This window comes from Pseudomonas sp. AC247, assembly GCF_979258015.1.
The window spans coordinates 3,592,813-3,607,584 of record NZ_OZ409829.1 but is presented as its reverse complement, the minus strand read 5'-3'; the positions used below and the strand labels follow the sequence as shown (position 1 = coordinate 3,607,584).

The following is a 14,772-nucleotide window of genomic DNA, read 5'->3' as shown; positions in this document are numbered from 1 at the left end:
AGATCGATCATTCACTGGTAAGGGCCGTGACCGGGTCGAGCCGGGCAGCTTTACGGGCCGGCATGAAGCCGAAAACCACCCCGGTGACGAGGGCGCAGGCGAAGGCGCCAACGACAGCCATGAGTGAGAACGCCACCGCGACTTCGCTGAGTATCAGCACGCCGCCGACGAGCAAAGCGAGGGCAATCCCGGCGATCCCGCCGACCACCGAGAGCATCACTGCTTCGGTGAGAAACTGCCGCAGGATGTCACGTTGACGGGCGCCGGTAGCCATGCGGATGCCGATTTCACGGGTGCGTTCGCGCACTGTCATGAGCATGATGTTCATCACTCCGATACCGCCGACCAGCAGCGAGATGGCGGCAATCGAACCGAGCATCAGCGACAGGGTGTTCTGTGTGCGTGCCTCGGCCTGGATCATGGCGGCGTTGTTGGTCAGCTCGAAATCACGCTTGCCGTTGTGCAGTTGCAGCATCAACTGTTCGATGGCTTTTTCGGTTTCGTGCACCTTGCGCGCATCGGCGGCGGCGATCACCACGTATTCGGGGTTGTGCGTTCCGAACAGGCGAACGCTGGCGGCGGAGTAGGGGATGGCGATGCGATTGTCGCTGTCCTGGTCGCCGGAGCTCGCGCCTTTGCCTTCCAGAACGCCAACCACTTGAAACGGCACGTTCTCGATCAGGATGTACTGGCCGATGGGGTTGGCGACGTCCTTGAACAACTTGTCACGAACCTTCTTGCCGATCACGGCTACCGCTGCGCCGTTGGCTTCGTCGGCCTGGGTGAAATAGCTGCCTTCGACCACCGGCCAGTTGAAAATGGCCGGGAAGTTGGTGTCATTGCCACCGATGTAGCTCATGTGGTCGAGATTGCCGAAGCGCACTCCGGCTTCGGCACCATTGACCGGCATGATGCGGTTGATCTGTGGCAGGCTCGCGAGCGCCGCGACTTCGTCCAGTGTGACAATGCCCGGTGGCGTTCGCGGGTTGGGCGCAGCGCCGCTGAGGTAAATGATGTTCGAGCCGAAGGCGCCCATTTGTGCCATGACCTGACGCTTGCTGCCTTCGCCAACCGCCAGCATGACCACCACCGACGCCACGCCGATGATGATGCCCAGCAGCGTCAGCGCGGTGCGGAAACGGTTGATCCACATGACGCGCCAGGCGGCATGCACGGCATCGACCAGCTCACCTTTCCAGGCGCCGGTGGCCTCGGCGCCTTCACTCAGGCGTTTGCGCAGATCAACCGCTTGCAGGGCACCGGCAGTGGCGCTGTTTTGTGCGCTCGGGTTCTCGTGGGCATTGTCGCTGATGATCAGGCCGTCGCTGATTTCGATGATGCGCTTGGCGCGTGCGGCCACTTCGCGGTCGTGGGTGATGAGAATAACCACGTGGCCCTGGCTTGCCAGCTCATCGAGCAGCGCCATGACTTCCTTGCCGCTGTGGCTGTCGAGGGCGCCGGTCGGTTCATCGGCGAGAATGATATGGCCGCCATTCATCAAGGCACGGGCAATCGACACCCGCTGTTGCTGGCCGCCGGAGAGTTGATGCGGACGGTTGCCGGTGCGTTCGGCGAGGCCTAGACGGTCGAGCAGGGCGGCGGCGCGGGCATGACGCTCGGCGGCTGGAGTGCCTGCATAGATCGCCGGCATTTCGACGTTTTCCTGAGCGGAGCCGGAAGGGATCAGGTGATAGCCCTGGAACACAAAACCAAAGGCTTCGCGGCGTAACCAGGCCAGTTCATCGCTGTCGAGGCCGGCGACGTTTTCTCCGGCGAAGCGGTATTCGCCGGATGTCGGGCGGTCGAGACAACCGAGAATATTCATCAGCGTCGATTTACCGGAGCCCGAAGCGCCGACAATCGCTACGAACTCGCCGGCGTGGATCGACAAGTCGATGCCACGCAGCACATGGACTTCAGGGGCATCGTCACCGCCATAGGATTTGCGGATGTCCTGCAGGTCGATCAGAGGCGTTTGCATTTAGCCTCCACTGCCATCGGCCGGGCCGATCAACAGATGATCGCCTTCGCTGAGGCCGTCGAGAATCTGGACTTTCATACGGTCGCTGATGCCGGTGCGCACATCGCGCTGCTGAATATCACCGTTCTGCGCCACGACCCGGACGATGCGGTGGCCTGGCTGGGTGTTGCTCTGCAAAGCGGCAATCGGTGCGGTGAGGACGTCTTTGGCCTGGTTGGCGACGAAAAATACCTGGGTGGTCATTTCCGCCATCAGTGCGTTGTCGGCGTTGTCGACGTCCAGCAGCACGGTATAGAGCACGACCCGGCCGGCGCCGCTTTTAGTGCTGCTGGTGGGGCTGCCGCCACCTTGACTGGTCTGGTCCAGCGGCTTGGGCGGCACGGGCAGAATCTGCCGCACGCTGCTGCTCCAGCGGCGCTGGCCGCCGCTGAGGGTGGTGAAGTAGGCGGTCATGCCGGGTTTGACGTGGCCGATATCAGCCTCGGAGACTTCGGCCCAGACCGTCATTGGTGACAGTTTGGCAATGCGCAGAATCAGTGGCGTCTGTTGCTGGGCATTGAGGGTCTGGCCTTCGCGGGCATCGAGCGCGACCACGGTGCCTTCCATCGGCGCATAAATGCGCGTGTAGCCGAGTTCGGCCTGATCGCTGCGCAGGCTCGCTTCAGCCTGACGAATCTGCGCGCGGAACATGTCGATGCGGGCCTGGGTTGCCTTGAGTTCGGCGCGCGCAGTCTGCACGTCTTCTTCGCGAGTGGCGCCGCCGGCCGCGAGGTTCTGCTGACGTTGGTACTTCTGTCGCGCCAATTCGTGCTGCGCCTGTTGTTCCTGCAACTGCGCCTTGAGGTTTTCGATCGAGAACTGACTGGCGTCGAGTTTGGCCTTTTGCGTTGATGGATCGATTTCGACCAGCAATTGTCCCTGTTTGACCACGTCGCCGACTTCCACGTGGATTTTGCGGATCTGACCGGAAGCCTGCGCACCGACATCCACGTAGCGCCTTGGCTGCAAGGTGCCCAGCGCGGTGACGCTGCTTTCAATGTCGCCGCGACTGACTTGCACGGTGGCGAACTTGTCCCGGCCGGGCGGCAGGATCTGCCACGCGGCTACAGCGACAACGGGAATCAGACAAAGGGCTACGAGCAGGGCGCGTCGGGCGGGGCGGGGACGTTTCATGCAGGGTTCCGGCCAGTGGAAATCGACCCGTCATCCAGTCGGCACCGCACAGGGGCCACGACCGAACGCTGGCGCAGGAGGCGACAGATACGGGGAACTGTCCTTTAAACGAGAGACGTGACGGGTAATTTAAGCGCTGAAAAACGCGGTAACAGGTATAGGCGCTAACAATTTGTCGGGCAAATCGAAACAGCGCTTTAAATCTATATGAGAATTACTATAAATTACGCATCTGAAATTGCCAGCATCGTGCCACTGTCGTTTTGACGGTGGCGGGTGTGGCTCAAGGATCGAAACCGCACTGCTGCGGCCGGGAGTCATGTTGGAAAACTACTATCGCGAGCTGGTGTGTTTCCTGAACGCCAAGCTGGGCAACCGTCAGGTTGCCGAGGATGTGGTGCATGACGCCTATTTGCGCGTACTCGAGCGCTCCAGCGAGACGCCGATCGAGCAGCCCCGGGCATTTCTTTATCGCACGGCATTGAATCTGGTCATCGACGACCATCGTCGCAATGCGTCGCGCCAGGTCGAATCGCTGGAAGTGCTCGACAACGAAGAGCGCTATTTCACCCCGTCGCCCCATGGCACCCTCGATCACGGTCAACGCCTGGAGATGCTCCAGCGCGCGCTGGCCGAATTATCGCCGCTGTGCCGCGAAAGCTTTCTGCTGCGCAAGATCGAAGGCCTGTCCCACAATGAGATCGCCGCAAGCCTGGGCATTTCCAAAGCGCTGGTGGAAAAGCACATCGTCAATGCCATGAAACATTGCCGGGTACGCATCAAGCAATGGGACACCCATTGATCCCTCCTCAGTAAATTTTTTTTCACCGTCCTCGTTCCTACTCAACAGACGATCTGCTGTCCTGCTCCGGGCCGGTCAGGTCACCCAGGCTTTATCCCCACGGTTGAGGGGTTCATCCAGAGGACACTGGAAATGACACAGGCAATTGCATCGCCCATCGTTCACGACCTGATCGGCGTCGGTTTCGGCCCTTCGAACCTGGCGCTGGCCATCGCTCTGCAAGAGCGCGGGCCGACCCAGGGTGAGCTGGATGTGCTGTTCCTCGACAAGCAGGCTGACTACAGCTGGCACGGCAACACCCTGTCGACGCAGAGCGAGTTGCAGATTTCCTTCCTCAAGGATCTGGTGACCCTGCGCAATCCGACCAGCCCGTACTCGTTCGTCAACTATCTGAAGTACCACGGCCGTCTGGTCGACTTCATCAACCTCGGCACCTTCTATCCGTGCCGCATGGAGTACAACGACTACCTGCGCTGGGTCGCCGGGCAGTTCACCGCGCAGAGCCGCTACGGCGAAGAAGTGCTGACCATCGAGCCGGTGCTGCACAATCAGCAGGTTGAAGCACTGCGCGTCATTTCCCGCGACAGTCACGGCCTGCAGCATGTACGCACCACTCGTTCGGTGGTGGTCAGCGCCGGCGGCACGCCACGTATTCCCGAGGCGTTCAAGGCGCTGAAGGGCGACACCCGTGTGTTCCACCACTCGCAGTATTTGTCGCAAATGGCCAAGCAGCCGTGCGTGAACAATCAGCCGATGAGCATTGCGATCATCGGTGGCGGGCAGAGCGCGGCGGAAGCGTTCATCGACCTGAACGATTCGTTCCCGTCGGTGCAGGTCGACATGATCCTGCGCGGTTCGGCACTCAAACCTGCGGACGACAGCCCGTTCGTCAACGAAGTGTTCTCGCCGGAGTTCACCGATCTGGTGTTCCAGCAGAACAGCGCGGAGCGTGAGCGGCTGGTCAACGAGTACCACAACACCAACTACTCGGTGGTCGACATCGATCTGATCGAACGCATCTACGGCATCTTCTACCGTCAGAAAGTTTCCGGGATTGCCCGTCACGCGTTCCGCACATTGACCACTGTCGAGAGTGCTACCGCGACCGAAAACGGTATCGAACTGGCCGTGCGCAACAATGCCACCGGCGAAGTCACCGTGCGCAACTACGATGCGGTGGTACTGGCCACCGGTTACGAGCGGCAGATGCACCGCAAACTGCTGGCGCCGCTGGAAGAGTACCTGGGCGATTTCGAGGTTGATCGCAACTACAAAGTGATCACCGACGAACGCTGCAAGGCCGGCATCTACATGCAGGGCTTCTGCCAGGCCAGCCATGGTTTGAGCGATACGTTGCTGTCGGTGTTGCCAATTCGCGCGGACGAGATTGCCGGCTCGCTGTATGAGCATGGCAAGAATCGCGGGCATCGTTCGATGGCAGATCTGTTGTTGGCAACCGCCAGCTAAGATCAGCGGCGCCTGATACACCGCTATCGCGAGCAGGCTCACTCCTACAATGTTCTGTGTACGCAGGACCAATGTAGGAGTGAGCCTGCTCGCGATGGGGCTTTCGAAAACACCAGAGTTTCACAATCCTGAACCCTTCCTGAACACCCGCCACATTCCCCGACACACCTCCTTTTGCGGGTTTACTCTCCAGACATCGGGGCGTAAGCTTCGCGCGTTTTCATCAATAGCGGAGACCCACAGTGGGTACTTGTTCGAGTGACAGTTGTCGGCCGGTCTCGGTAACCGGCAGATTCTCGGCAAGATAACGCAGACTTTCTCTGTCGTTGTCTCGCCGTAAAAGCGAGCAGCGGCATCCCGTGCATGTCCCGTCCTGGGTCATGTCTGGACGTTCCTTCTCATCGACGCTGAACAGAGCGTGATGTCGACTTTATCGTCGTCATCGCAGCCCTATCGACACGCCTGTCTTTCCTGACCGGCGCGCCAGGCCTTGCCGTGCCGGTTTTTCCGGCGGACGAGGCGCGGCCGTACCTGCTTGACGGTTTCCCGGCTGACCATAGGGGCAACAGCCATGAAACTTACGCTCAAGGAATTTTTCGCAGGTTTTCTGCGGACCCGCCACATCGCCCGGCACTTCCGTCGCCTGGCGCTGCTGGAATCGATCAACGACACCACGGTCAGCCGTGAAGTCCCACCCACTCTGGCCAACACCCTGGTCGATGCCGCGCATTGCGACAACGGTGTGTTGCTGTCGTCATTGGGCACGCACTCCGATGGCCTGACCGACTTCGAAGTCGATGCACTGCGTGCGCAGTACGGCCTCAACGAGGTCGAGCACGAGCAGCCGCTGCCATGGTGGACTCACCTGTGGCACTGCTACAAAAACCCGTTCAACTTGCTGCTGACGTTGTTGGCGGTGATCTCGTGGCTGACCGAAGACCTCAAGGCTGCCGTGGTGATTTTCTCCATGGTGGTACTGTCGACGCTGCTGCGCTTCTGGCAGGAAAGCAAATCCAACCAGGCCGCCGACGCACTGAAAGCCATGGTCAGCAACACCGCCACAGTGATGCGCCGAGACGCACCGCGCAGCGAACTGCCGATCAAACAATTGGTACCGGGCGATCTGATCGTGCTCTCGGCCGGTGACATGATTCCGGCCGATTGCCGCGTGCTCAGCGCCAAGGATCTGTTCGTCAGTCAGGCAGCGATGACTGGCGAATCGATGCCGGTGGAAAAATTCCCGCGTCAGGCTGATCGCGACACGCGCAATCCGCTGGAGCTGGAAAACATCCTGTTCATGGGCACCAACGTGGTGTCGGGAACAGCGGTGGCGGTGATCCTGACCACCGGCAATAGCACCTATTTCGGCGCGCTGGCCCAGCGTGTCGGCGCAACCGATCGCGCAGTGACTTCGTTCCAGCAAGGCGTCAACAAAGTCAGCTGGCTGTTGATCCGTTTCATGTTCGTCATGGCGCCGCTGGTGCTGTTCATCAACGGCTTCACCAAGGGCGACTGGACTGAAGCGCTGCTTTTCGCGCTGTCAATTGCCGTCGGCCTGACCCCGGAAATGCTGCCGATGATCGTCACCTCGACGCTGGCTAAAGGCGCGGTGTTTCTGTCGCGTAAAAAGGTCATCGTCAAACGTCTTGATGCGATCCAGAACTTCGGCGCCATGGACGTGCTGTGCACCGACAAGACCGGCACCCTGACTCAGGACAAGATCTTCCTTGCGCGCAATGTCGACGTGTGGGGCGCCGATTCCGATGACGTGCTGGAGATGGCTTACCTCAACAGCTACTACCAGACCGGCCTGAAAAACCTGCTCGATGTCGCGGTGCTGGAGCACGTGGAAATCCACCGTGAACTGAAAGTCGGCACGGCGTTTCGCAAGGTCGATGAGATCCCGTTCGACTTCAATCGTCGGCGCATGTCGGTGGTGGTCGAAGGCCGTGGCCAGCCGCATCAATTGATCTGCAAAGGTGCGGTGGAAGAAGTGTTGGCGGTGTGCAGCCGCGTGCGTCACGGCGAGGTCGATGAAGCCTTGAGCGATGAATTGCTGAGCCGGATTCGTCAGGTCACCGCAGCATTCAACGCTGAAGGCTTGCGCGTGGTGGCCGTGGCCGCTCGCTCGATGCCCGAAGGTCGTGAGATTTACAGCCTGGCGGATGAACAGGAACTGACGCTGATTGGTTATGTGGCGTTCCTCGATCCACCGAAAGAAAGCACTGCGCCAGCGCTCAAAGCCTTGGCCGAACACGGCGTGGCGGTGAAAGTGCTGACCGGCGACAACGAGCTGGTGACGGCGAAGATCTGCCGTGAAGTCGGCCTCGCGCAACAAGGCTTGCTGCTGGGCAACGACGTCGAGCGCATGAGCGATGCCGAACTGGCGGTGGCCGTAGAGACCACCAACGTCTTCGCCAAACTGACGCCGTCGCACAAGGAGCGCATCGTGCGCATCCTCAAAGGCAATGGCCACGTCGTCGGGTTCATGGGCGACGGCATCAACGACGCGCCAGCGCTGCGCACCGCCGACATTGGTATTTCCGTGGACAGCGCGGTAGACATCGCCAAGGAAGCGGCGGACATCATCCTTCTGGAAAAGAGCCTGATGGTGCTGGAGGAGGGCGTACTCGAAGGGCGGCGCACCTTCGCCAACATGCTCAAGTACATCAAGATGACCGCCAGCTCCAACTTCGGCAACGTGTTCTCGGTGCTGGTGGCGAGCGCGTTCATTCCGTTCCTGCCAATGCTGCCGATGCATCTGTTGGTGCAGAACCTGCTCTACGACATTTCGCAGATCGCCATTCCATTCGATAACGTCGACGAGGAAATGCTGAAAAAACCACAACGCTGGCAACCGGGCGACGTCGGGCGCTTCATGCTGTTTTTCGGCCCGATCAGTTCGATCTTCGACATCACCACGTTCGCCTTGATGTGGTACGTCTTCGATGCCAACACCCCGGATCACCAGACCCTGTTCCAGTCCGGCTGGTTCGTGGTCGGGTTGCTGACCCAGACGCTGATCGTGCACATGATCCGCACGCCGAAGATTCCGTTCCTGCAAAGCCGCGCAGCCATGCCGCTGCTGGTGATGACCGGGATCATCATGGCGGTCGGCATTTTCCTGCCGATGGGGCCGCTGGCGCACTACTTCAAATTGCAGGCGCTGCCGTCGCTGTACTTCGTGTTCCTGCCGGTGATCCTGCTGGCGTACATGGCGCTGACCCAGGCGGTGAAAGGCTTCTACATCCGCCGCTTCGGCTGGCAATAATGCTGCCCCTGTAGGAGCTGCCGCAGGCTGCGATCTTTTGATCTTGTTTTTAAAAGGCAACAGCAAAAGATCGCAGCCTTCGGCAGCTCCTACAGGGCTCGTTTCAAGCAGGCCCCACAAGGGGGTTTGTGTTTTTTCAGGGAGATGACGATGCAAGCCATCAACAACCTCAACCTCGATTCGCTGCTCGACACCCTCGTCAGCCTCAGCGCCGCTTTCATCCTCGGCGGCCTGATCGGTTTCGAGCGCCAATACCGGCAACGCACCGCCGGTCTGCGCACCAACGTGCTGGTGGCGGTCGGTGCGGCGATCTTCGTCGACATGGCCAACCGTCTCGCCGGTGCAGAAGGCGCGGTGCGCGTGGTTGCCTACGTGGTCTCCGGCATCGGCTTTCTCGGCGCCGGGGTGATCATGCGCGAAGAGGGCAATGTGCGCGGCCTCAACACCGCCGCGACCCTGTGGACGTCTGCTGCGGTCGGCGCCTGTGCCGGCGCCGACCTGCTCGCCGAAGCGATACTCGGCACGCTGTTCATCCTCGCCGCCAATACCTTGCTGCGGCCGATCGTCAACAACATCAACCGCCAGCCATTGGACGTGGTCTCGGCGGAGGTCACCAACATCGTCTACGTCATCGCTCGACGCTCGCAGCAGAAAGCGGTGTTCGCTCTGCTGGAAGCCGAACTGGAACGCAGCAACTACCCGGCCAGCGATGTCGATGTGCATGCGTTTGGCGCGGATGAAATCGAGATTGAAGCGACACTGGCCACCACCTCGGTTGACGGTGATGAACTGGATGCATTGGTCGCGCGAATCTCCACTTCGGCGTTGGTGGTGCAGGCGTTCTGGAGTCCGAGTACCACGGAATAAGCCTGCGCAAAACAGAGCAAACGTTCGGCGAGACCTTGGGTTAACGCCGTTGTGAGTCCATCAAAAAGCCACGTCGGGTTGTCCGGCGTGGCTTTTTTTCTTTTGGGGTTTCGAGACCTTTCTGTCTCTTTATCAGAATCGTCCTACATGCCCCGCGCTTGCTTTTGCTTAGTGTGATGAACCGTAACTTTTCCCATAGCCGTGAAAGAAAATGTCCTACAAGTGTTGGCGAATCCTGATTGCCGAAGAGCAACCGTCTCTGCAAGACAGAATCGGTAAATCGCTGAACGAACTCGGTTATCGAGCGCTCACGGCAGTGTGTTCCTTCCGGGAACTGCTCAGCGTGACCCAGTACTCGTACGAGCCGTTCGATCAGTTTGATTTGCTGATCATCAATGGTGAGTTGCTGGCCGCCGTGGGGGTTGATCCGATACGTTTTTTCCAGAGCAACGCGCAGATTCGTCATGGTGTGATCCACGATGCGCGGCGCGGTCAGCCGCACGCTGAGACGATCTATGCGAGTCAACGACGCCAGTTGAATCTGATCCGGACGGCGGATCGCTCATCGCTGGGTTCCCTTCTGGAGCAGTTGGATGTCTAGGCGTTTTCCTTCGGGTTGCAGTTCCGCAGTCAGCCAGTCAACGACAATGCCTGTCCCGCCGTTGCGTGTTCTGGCCCCGGATGAATGACCGGTTTCTTCAGAAACGTCCTACATAAAGATCCGCGAGCGTTGCGTAGTCTTGCCGCACCCAGAAACTGCTACTACCGGGAGATCGACCATGATCAATAAAACCCTGCGCATCCTGATTGCCGACTCGCAGCATTTTCACCGGATGAAAATCGAACGCGTGTTCAATGGCCTCGACTACTACCGGGTTGCACCGGTACAGAATCTTCTCGAGTTATTGACCCTGGTCGAGTACGGCTGCGAACCGTTTGACGTGGTGGTCATCAACGCCGAGCTGGCCGCCGGTTCGCTGGATCTGTTGGCCTTCTTCCTTGATAACCCGCACGTTCGCCACGCCCTGATCTACAACGAACCTTCGGCGCCATTGCAGGCCAATCCGGGGTTTGCCCAGGAAAACCTGCAAATCACTCACGCCGCATTGCCTGGCCTGCAGACAATCAAAGCGCTGATGGCAGCGGTCGACGCTCACACCGCGACAGCGCAGCGGGCCTGGGCAGCGGAATCAGTGCCGTCGCGGCGCGCTCAAGCATAGATTCACGCAAGCCACAACTGTCAGACCTGACAGGTAGATTCGCTTTGATGCCCGTGCAACAGTCTCTGCGTAACCCCACTATCCGACACCAACGGATCAGATCGTCATCGTCATGCTTTTCACAGGGAGTGTTCATGAAGTCAGCGCTGATCGTCGACGATCATCCGGTGGTGCGCGCCGCGGTCAGAATCGTGCTGCAAGCGGAAGGTTTCAAAGTCATTCATGAGGCATCCAGCGGCAACGAAGTGGTGCAACTGCTGCGCGAGCATCAGCCAATACTGGTCGTGCTGGATCTGAATCTGCCGATGCTTGACGGACTCGATGTCATGGAGCGCATCAGAGCCAATGACCTGACCTGCCTGATTCTGATCTTCACTTCGTACGAAGCCACGTTCTACCAGGAACGTTGCCTGCGCGCCGGCGCCATGGCTTTCGTGCCCAAGACCAATCATTTGCAGCAATTGCACAAAGCCATTCAGGCGCTGATGTCCGGTTACACCTACTTCACCGCACTGTCCGACAACGCGAATGCCTCGAACACACTGCAGGGCTCAGAAACGCAACTGATCGACCAGCTATCCAACCGTGAGCTGAATATTTTTGTGCAACTGGCCTCCGGCAAGCCGAACAAAACCATTGCCGAAGACATGCACCTCAGTCACAAGACCGTCAGTACCTATAAATCGCGCCTGATGGCCAAACTGGGGGTCAATTCGGCGGTTCATCTGCGTGATTTCGCCAGACGCAATCACTTGATCTGAGAGGTCGGCATGGGCTGGTGGCGCTGGTGTCTCATGCTGTTGTCGGCGAGCGTGCTGACGGCCTGGGCTGATGCTGTACCAAAATCGCTGGAGATTCTCACCCGCACCCGTCTGGAAAATGTCCAACTGCGGCTGGACGGCACCGATCGCTACTGGTTGCGCAAACATCCGGTGCTGTACATGGGAGTCTCCGGGCCGGATTACCCGCCTTTTGAACTGACACGTAACCAGCATCAACTGGAAGGCCTCAGCGCCGATTACGCTGATCTGCTCGCGCAACTGCTGAATGTCAGGATCGAGGTGCGGCGTTACGCCGACCGAACGGCGGCGATTGCTGCGCTCAAACGTGGCGAGATTGACGTACTCGGCACCTCGAACAACTTTGAACTCGCCGACCCTGAACTGATGCTGTCCCGCGCCTACGCCGAAGACCAGCCGGTGTTGGTGGCCCGCATCGGTGAGCAGGCGCTGTCCGATCTGGCCGGCAAGCGCCTGGCGATGGCCGAAGATTATTTGCCTCTGTCGGTGGTGCAGGCCTTCTATCCCGAAAGCAATATTCAACGCTACCACTCGGCCATGGATGCACTCGGGGCCGTGGCGTTCGGGGTGGATGATGTCTACCTGGGCGACTTCATCAGCGCCAATTACCTGATCAACACCAACTACCGTAATGATGTGCAACTGCTCGGCCCTTCAGGGCTTGATGCCAATCCGTTCGGGTTTGCCTTGCGCCGCACCGATGGGCGCTTGAAACGGATCATCGACAAAGCCTTGGCCAGCATCCCGATGGACCAACGCCAGCTCATCGAGCAGCGCTGGAGTGCCGGCCGGGCCGAGATGGCCGAGCACGCGCGGGTGCCACTGAGCGCTGGCGAACAACGCTGGCTGGACCAACATCCACGGGTGCGCGTAGGCGCTATTGAAGATTTTGCACCGTTGTCGTTTTTTGATGCCGATGGCCGACTCAGCGGACTTGCGGCGCAATTGCTCAGCCTGATCAGTCAGCGCAGCGGTTTGACCTTCGAGATCGTTCGCGGCAGCTCGCTGAGTCGGCAGATAGAGCAACTCACAGCAGGCGAGCTTGATGTGTTGCCGGTCATCACCCCCAGCCGTGAACGCGAAGACGAGTTGCATTTCACCCGAGCCTATTTGAACAACCCGTTTGTGCTGGTCACTGCGATGACTGACGGCAGCCCGCGCAACCTCGACGATCTGGCCGGCCAGCGTCTGGCGATCTATCGCGCGCATCCGCTACGCGCTTACCTCGTCGAGCATGCGCCAGAGGTCACGCTGATCGAGGTGAAAAGTCCGGCGATCGGCATGGAGATGGTCAGCAAGGGGCAAGTGGAGGCGACCTTGAGTTCGTTGGTAGGCGCGCGTTATCTGATTGCCCGCCAGTACCGCGAGCGTTTGCGGATCGCCACCACCGTGGGTGATCAGCCGGCGAGAATCGTCATGGCCACCTCACCGCAAGCGCCCGAACTGCATTCGATTCTGAACAAGGCGCTGCTGAGCATTGCTCCGCAGGAAATGGACGAACTGGTTGGACGCTGGACCCATGATCTGGCGGTCGACGCCAGCTATTGGCAGCGTCATCGCACAGAGATTCTGCTGGGCTTTGTCGCAGCTGCCGTCTTGCTATTGCTGGCGCTGGGCTTGATCGGCTTTCAGCGTCGGCAGATCAGCCAGCGCCAGCAGTGGTTGCGTCAGTTGCAGGACGCGAAGGACGCCGCCGACGATGCCAATCGGGCAAAGACCACTTTTCTGGCCACCATGAGCCATGAAATCCGTACGCCGATGAATGCCTTGATCGGCATGCTCGAACTGGCGCTGAAGCGAGCGGAGGAGGGGGTGACCGATCGGCTGGCGATTCAAGTCGCCTCCAGCGCGGGCCAGCAGTTGCTGGCGTTGATCGGCGACATTCTCGACATTGCGCGCATCGAGTCCGGGCATTTATCGCTCGCCCCGGAACGGGCCAATCTGCGCGATCAGGTGGCGTCGGTGTGCCGGGTCTTTGAAGGTCTGGCGCGGCAGAAACGTTTGCTCTGGCGCGTCGAACTGGATGCGCGCAGTGACGTCGACGTGCTGGTTGATTCAACGCGCTTCAAGCAGGTGTTGTCCAACCTGTTGAGTAACGCGATCAAATTTACCGAGGCCGGCGAAGTGAGTCTGCAACTGCAGGTGAACCGCATAACCACCGAGCAACTGGCCGTCAGCCTGATTATCGAAGACAGTGGCATTGGCATCAGTGCCGAAGACCTGCAGCGGTTGTTCAGCCCATTTGTCCAGGCGAGTAACCATTCACACGCCGCGCGCAGTGGCTCCGGGCTGGGCCTGGTGATCAGCCGCAGCCTGTGCGAAATGATGGGCGGCGAATTGCAACTGCACAGCCAGCCCGGCCTTGGTACACAGGTCACCGTGCGGCTCGAATTGCCATTGCTGGAAGTGCTCGCACCCGGGGATGCCGTGGTTCAACTGACACCCGTCGCAACACAGGCGCTGAATATTCTGGTGGTGGACGATCATCCGGTGAACCGCTTGTTGCTGTGCTGGCAACTGAGTGAGCTGGGCCATCGCACGGTCGACAGTCAGGACGGTGAACAGGGCCTGGCATTGTGGCGCGAGCAGTCATTCGATGTGCTGATCACCGATTGCAATATGCCGCGACTCAATGGCTATGAACTGGCCCGCGAGATTCGTCAGGCCGAGGCGCTGGCAGGTGCACAACGTAGCCTGATCCTGGGTTTTACCGCCAATGCGCAGGTCGAGGAAAAGGTCCGTTGCCTGGAGGCCGGCATGGACGATTGCCTGTTCAAGCCGATTCGTCTGCACGACTTGAGTCAGGCGTTAAGCGCTGCGCGTGATGAGGAACAAGACGTCCCGCGCCTGGAAAAACCGTCGCTGGCAGAATTGGATCTGAGTGTGCTGGAGCATTTGGCCGGCGATGACCCGGCGATCATCGAGCACTTGCGCAAGGAGGTGCTGAGCAGTTTGCACGGCGATCTGCGGCGGCTCGATGACCTCGGGCAAGCCCTTGATCGCGCCAGGTTGCGCGATCTGGCCCACCACATCAAGGGCGGCGCACAGGTGGTCGGCGCGGCGCGGCTGGTGTCGGCATGTACCGACCTGGAGCGCGCCTGCACGGATGCCGGGAGTGTGGCGCTGGACACCAGCGTCAGCGCGTTACGCGAGGCAATGAGTGTCCTCGCGCAACGTCTTCAGGCCTGAGC

Annotated in this window: 10 protein-coding genes; 8 read left to right on the top strand and 2 right to left on the bottom strand. The window is 59.8% G+C overall.

What is annotated here, in order from left to right; all coding sequences use genetic code 11:
• Positions 1-7 precede the first annotated feature (7 nt).
• The gene (locus ACZZ0B_RS16405) at positions 8-1,981 is read right to left on the bottom strand and encodes a MacB family efflux pump subunit (protein ID WP_463545780.1); all 1,974 of its coding nucleotides are present in this window, start codon (positions 1,979-1,981) and stop codon (positions 8-10) included.
• A complete protein-coding gene (locus tag ACZZ0B_RS16400; RefSeq protein WP_463545779.1) occupies positions 1,982-3,154 on the bottom strand; it encodes an efflux RND transporter periplasmic adaptor subunit in 1,173 nt (390 codons plus the stop codon).
• Between the two features lie 319 nt (positions 3,155-3,473).
• Between ACZZ0B_RS16400 and ACZZ0B_RS16395 the strand changes: the two genes are divergently transcribed.
• From ACZZ0B_RS16395 to ACZZ0B_RS16360, 8 genes are all read left to right on the top strand, one after another.
• The gene (locus ACZZ0B_RS16395) at positions 3,474-3,956 is read left to right on the top strand and encodes a sigma-70 family RNA polymerase sigma factor (RefSeq protein ID WP_045123359.1); all 483 of its coding nucleotides are present in this window, start codon (positions 3,474-3,476) and stop codon (positions 3,954-3,956) included.
• Between the two features lie 132 nt (positions 3,957-4,088).
• Entirely contained in the window at positions 4,089-5,423 is a 1,335-nt protein-coding gene (locus tag ACZZ0B_RS16390) for a lysine N(6)-hydroxylase/L-ornithine N(5)-oxygenase family protein (protein WP_463545778.1), read from the top strand.
• A gap of 571 nt (positions 5,424-5,994) precedes the next feature.
• Entirely contained in the window at positions 5,995-8,694 is a 2,700-nt protein-coding gene (mgtA, locus tag ACZZ0B_RS16385) for a magnesium-translocating P-type ATPase (protein ID WP_463545777.1), read from the top strand.
• Positions 8,695-8,844: 150 nt separating this feature from the next.
• Complete coding sequence (locus tag ACZZ0B_RS16380) at positions 8,845-9,561, top strand: MgtC/SapB family protein (RefSeq protein WP_463545776.1); 717 nt, start codon at positions 8,845-8,847, stop codon at positions 9,559-9,561.
• Positions 9,562-9,772: 211 nt separating this feature from the next.
• Positions 9,773-10,162, top strand: a complete 390-nt coding sequence (locus tag ACZZ0B_RS16375; protein WP_008084041.1) for a hypothetical protein — start codon at positions 9,773-9,775, stop codon at positions 10,160-10,162.
• A 178-nt stretch (positions 10,163-10,340) separates the two neighbouring features.
• A complete protein-coding gene (locus ACZZ0B_RS16370; RefSeq protein ID WP_463545775.1) occupies positions 10,341-10,781 on the top strand; it encodes a chemotaxis protein CheY in 441 nt (146 codons plus the stop codon).
• A gap of 134 nt (positions 10,782-10,915) precedes the next feature.
• Positions 10,916-11,542, top strand: a complete 627-nt coding sequence (locus tag ACZZ0B_RS16365) for a response regulator (protein WP_463545774.1) — start codon at positions 10,916-10,918, stop codon at positions 11,540-11,542.
• 9 nt (positions 11,543-11,551) lie between these two features.
• Positions 11,552-14,770: a transporter substrate-binding domain-containing protein gene (locus ACZZ0B_RS16360; protein ID WP_463545773.1), complete on the top strand. Its 3,219-nt coding sequence runs from the start codon at positions 11,552-11,554 to the stop codon at positions 14,768-14,770.
• Positions 14,771-14,772 lie beyond the last annotated feature (2 nt).

Excerpts from the sequence above, each read along its gene's own strand:
- ACZZ0B_RS16405 (WP_463545780.1), bottom strand. The coding sequence starts at position 1,981 with ATGCAAACGCCTCTGATCGACCTGCAGGACATCCGCAAATCCTATGGC.
- ACZZ0B_RS16400 (WP_463545779.1), bottom strand. The coding sequence starts at position 3,154 with ATGAAACGTCCCCGCCCCGCCCGACGCGCCCTGCTCGTAGCCCTTTGT.
- ACZZ0B_RS16395 (WP_045123359.1), top strand. The coding sequence starts at position 3,474 with ATGTTGGAAAACTACTATCGCGAGCTGGTGTGTTTCCTGAACGCCAAG.
- ACZZ0B_RS16390 (WP_463545778.1), top strand. The coding sequence starts at position 4,089 with ATGACACAGGCAATTGCATCGCCCATCGTTCACGACCTGATCGGCGTC.
- mgtA (WP_463545777.1), top strand. The coding sequence starts at position 5,995 with ATGAAACTTACGCTCAAGGAATTTTTCGCAGGTTTTCTGCGGACCCGC.
- ACZZ0B_RS16380 (WP_463545776.1), top strand. The coding sequence starts at position 8,845 with ATGCAAGCCATCAACAACCTCAACCTCGATTCGCTGCTCGACACCCTC.
- ACZZ0B_RS16375 (WP_008084041.1), top strand. The coding sequence starts at position 9,773 with ATGTCCTACAAGTGTTGGCGAATCCTGATTGCCGAAGAGCAACCGTCT.
- ACZZ0B_RS16370 (WP_463545775.1), top strand. The coding sequence starts at position 10,341 with ATGATCAATAAAACCCTGCGCATCCTGATTGCCGACTCGCAGCATTTT.
- ACZZ0B_RS16365 (WP_463545774.1), top strand. The coding sequence starts at position 10,916 with ATGAAGTCAGCGCTGATCGTCGACGATCATCCGGTGGTGCGCGCCGCG.
- ACZZ0B_RS16360 (WP_463545773.1), top strand. The coding sequence starts at position 11,552 with ATGGGCTGGTGGCGCTGGTGTCTCATGCTGTTGTCGGCGAGCGTGCTG.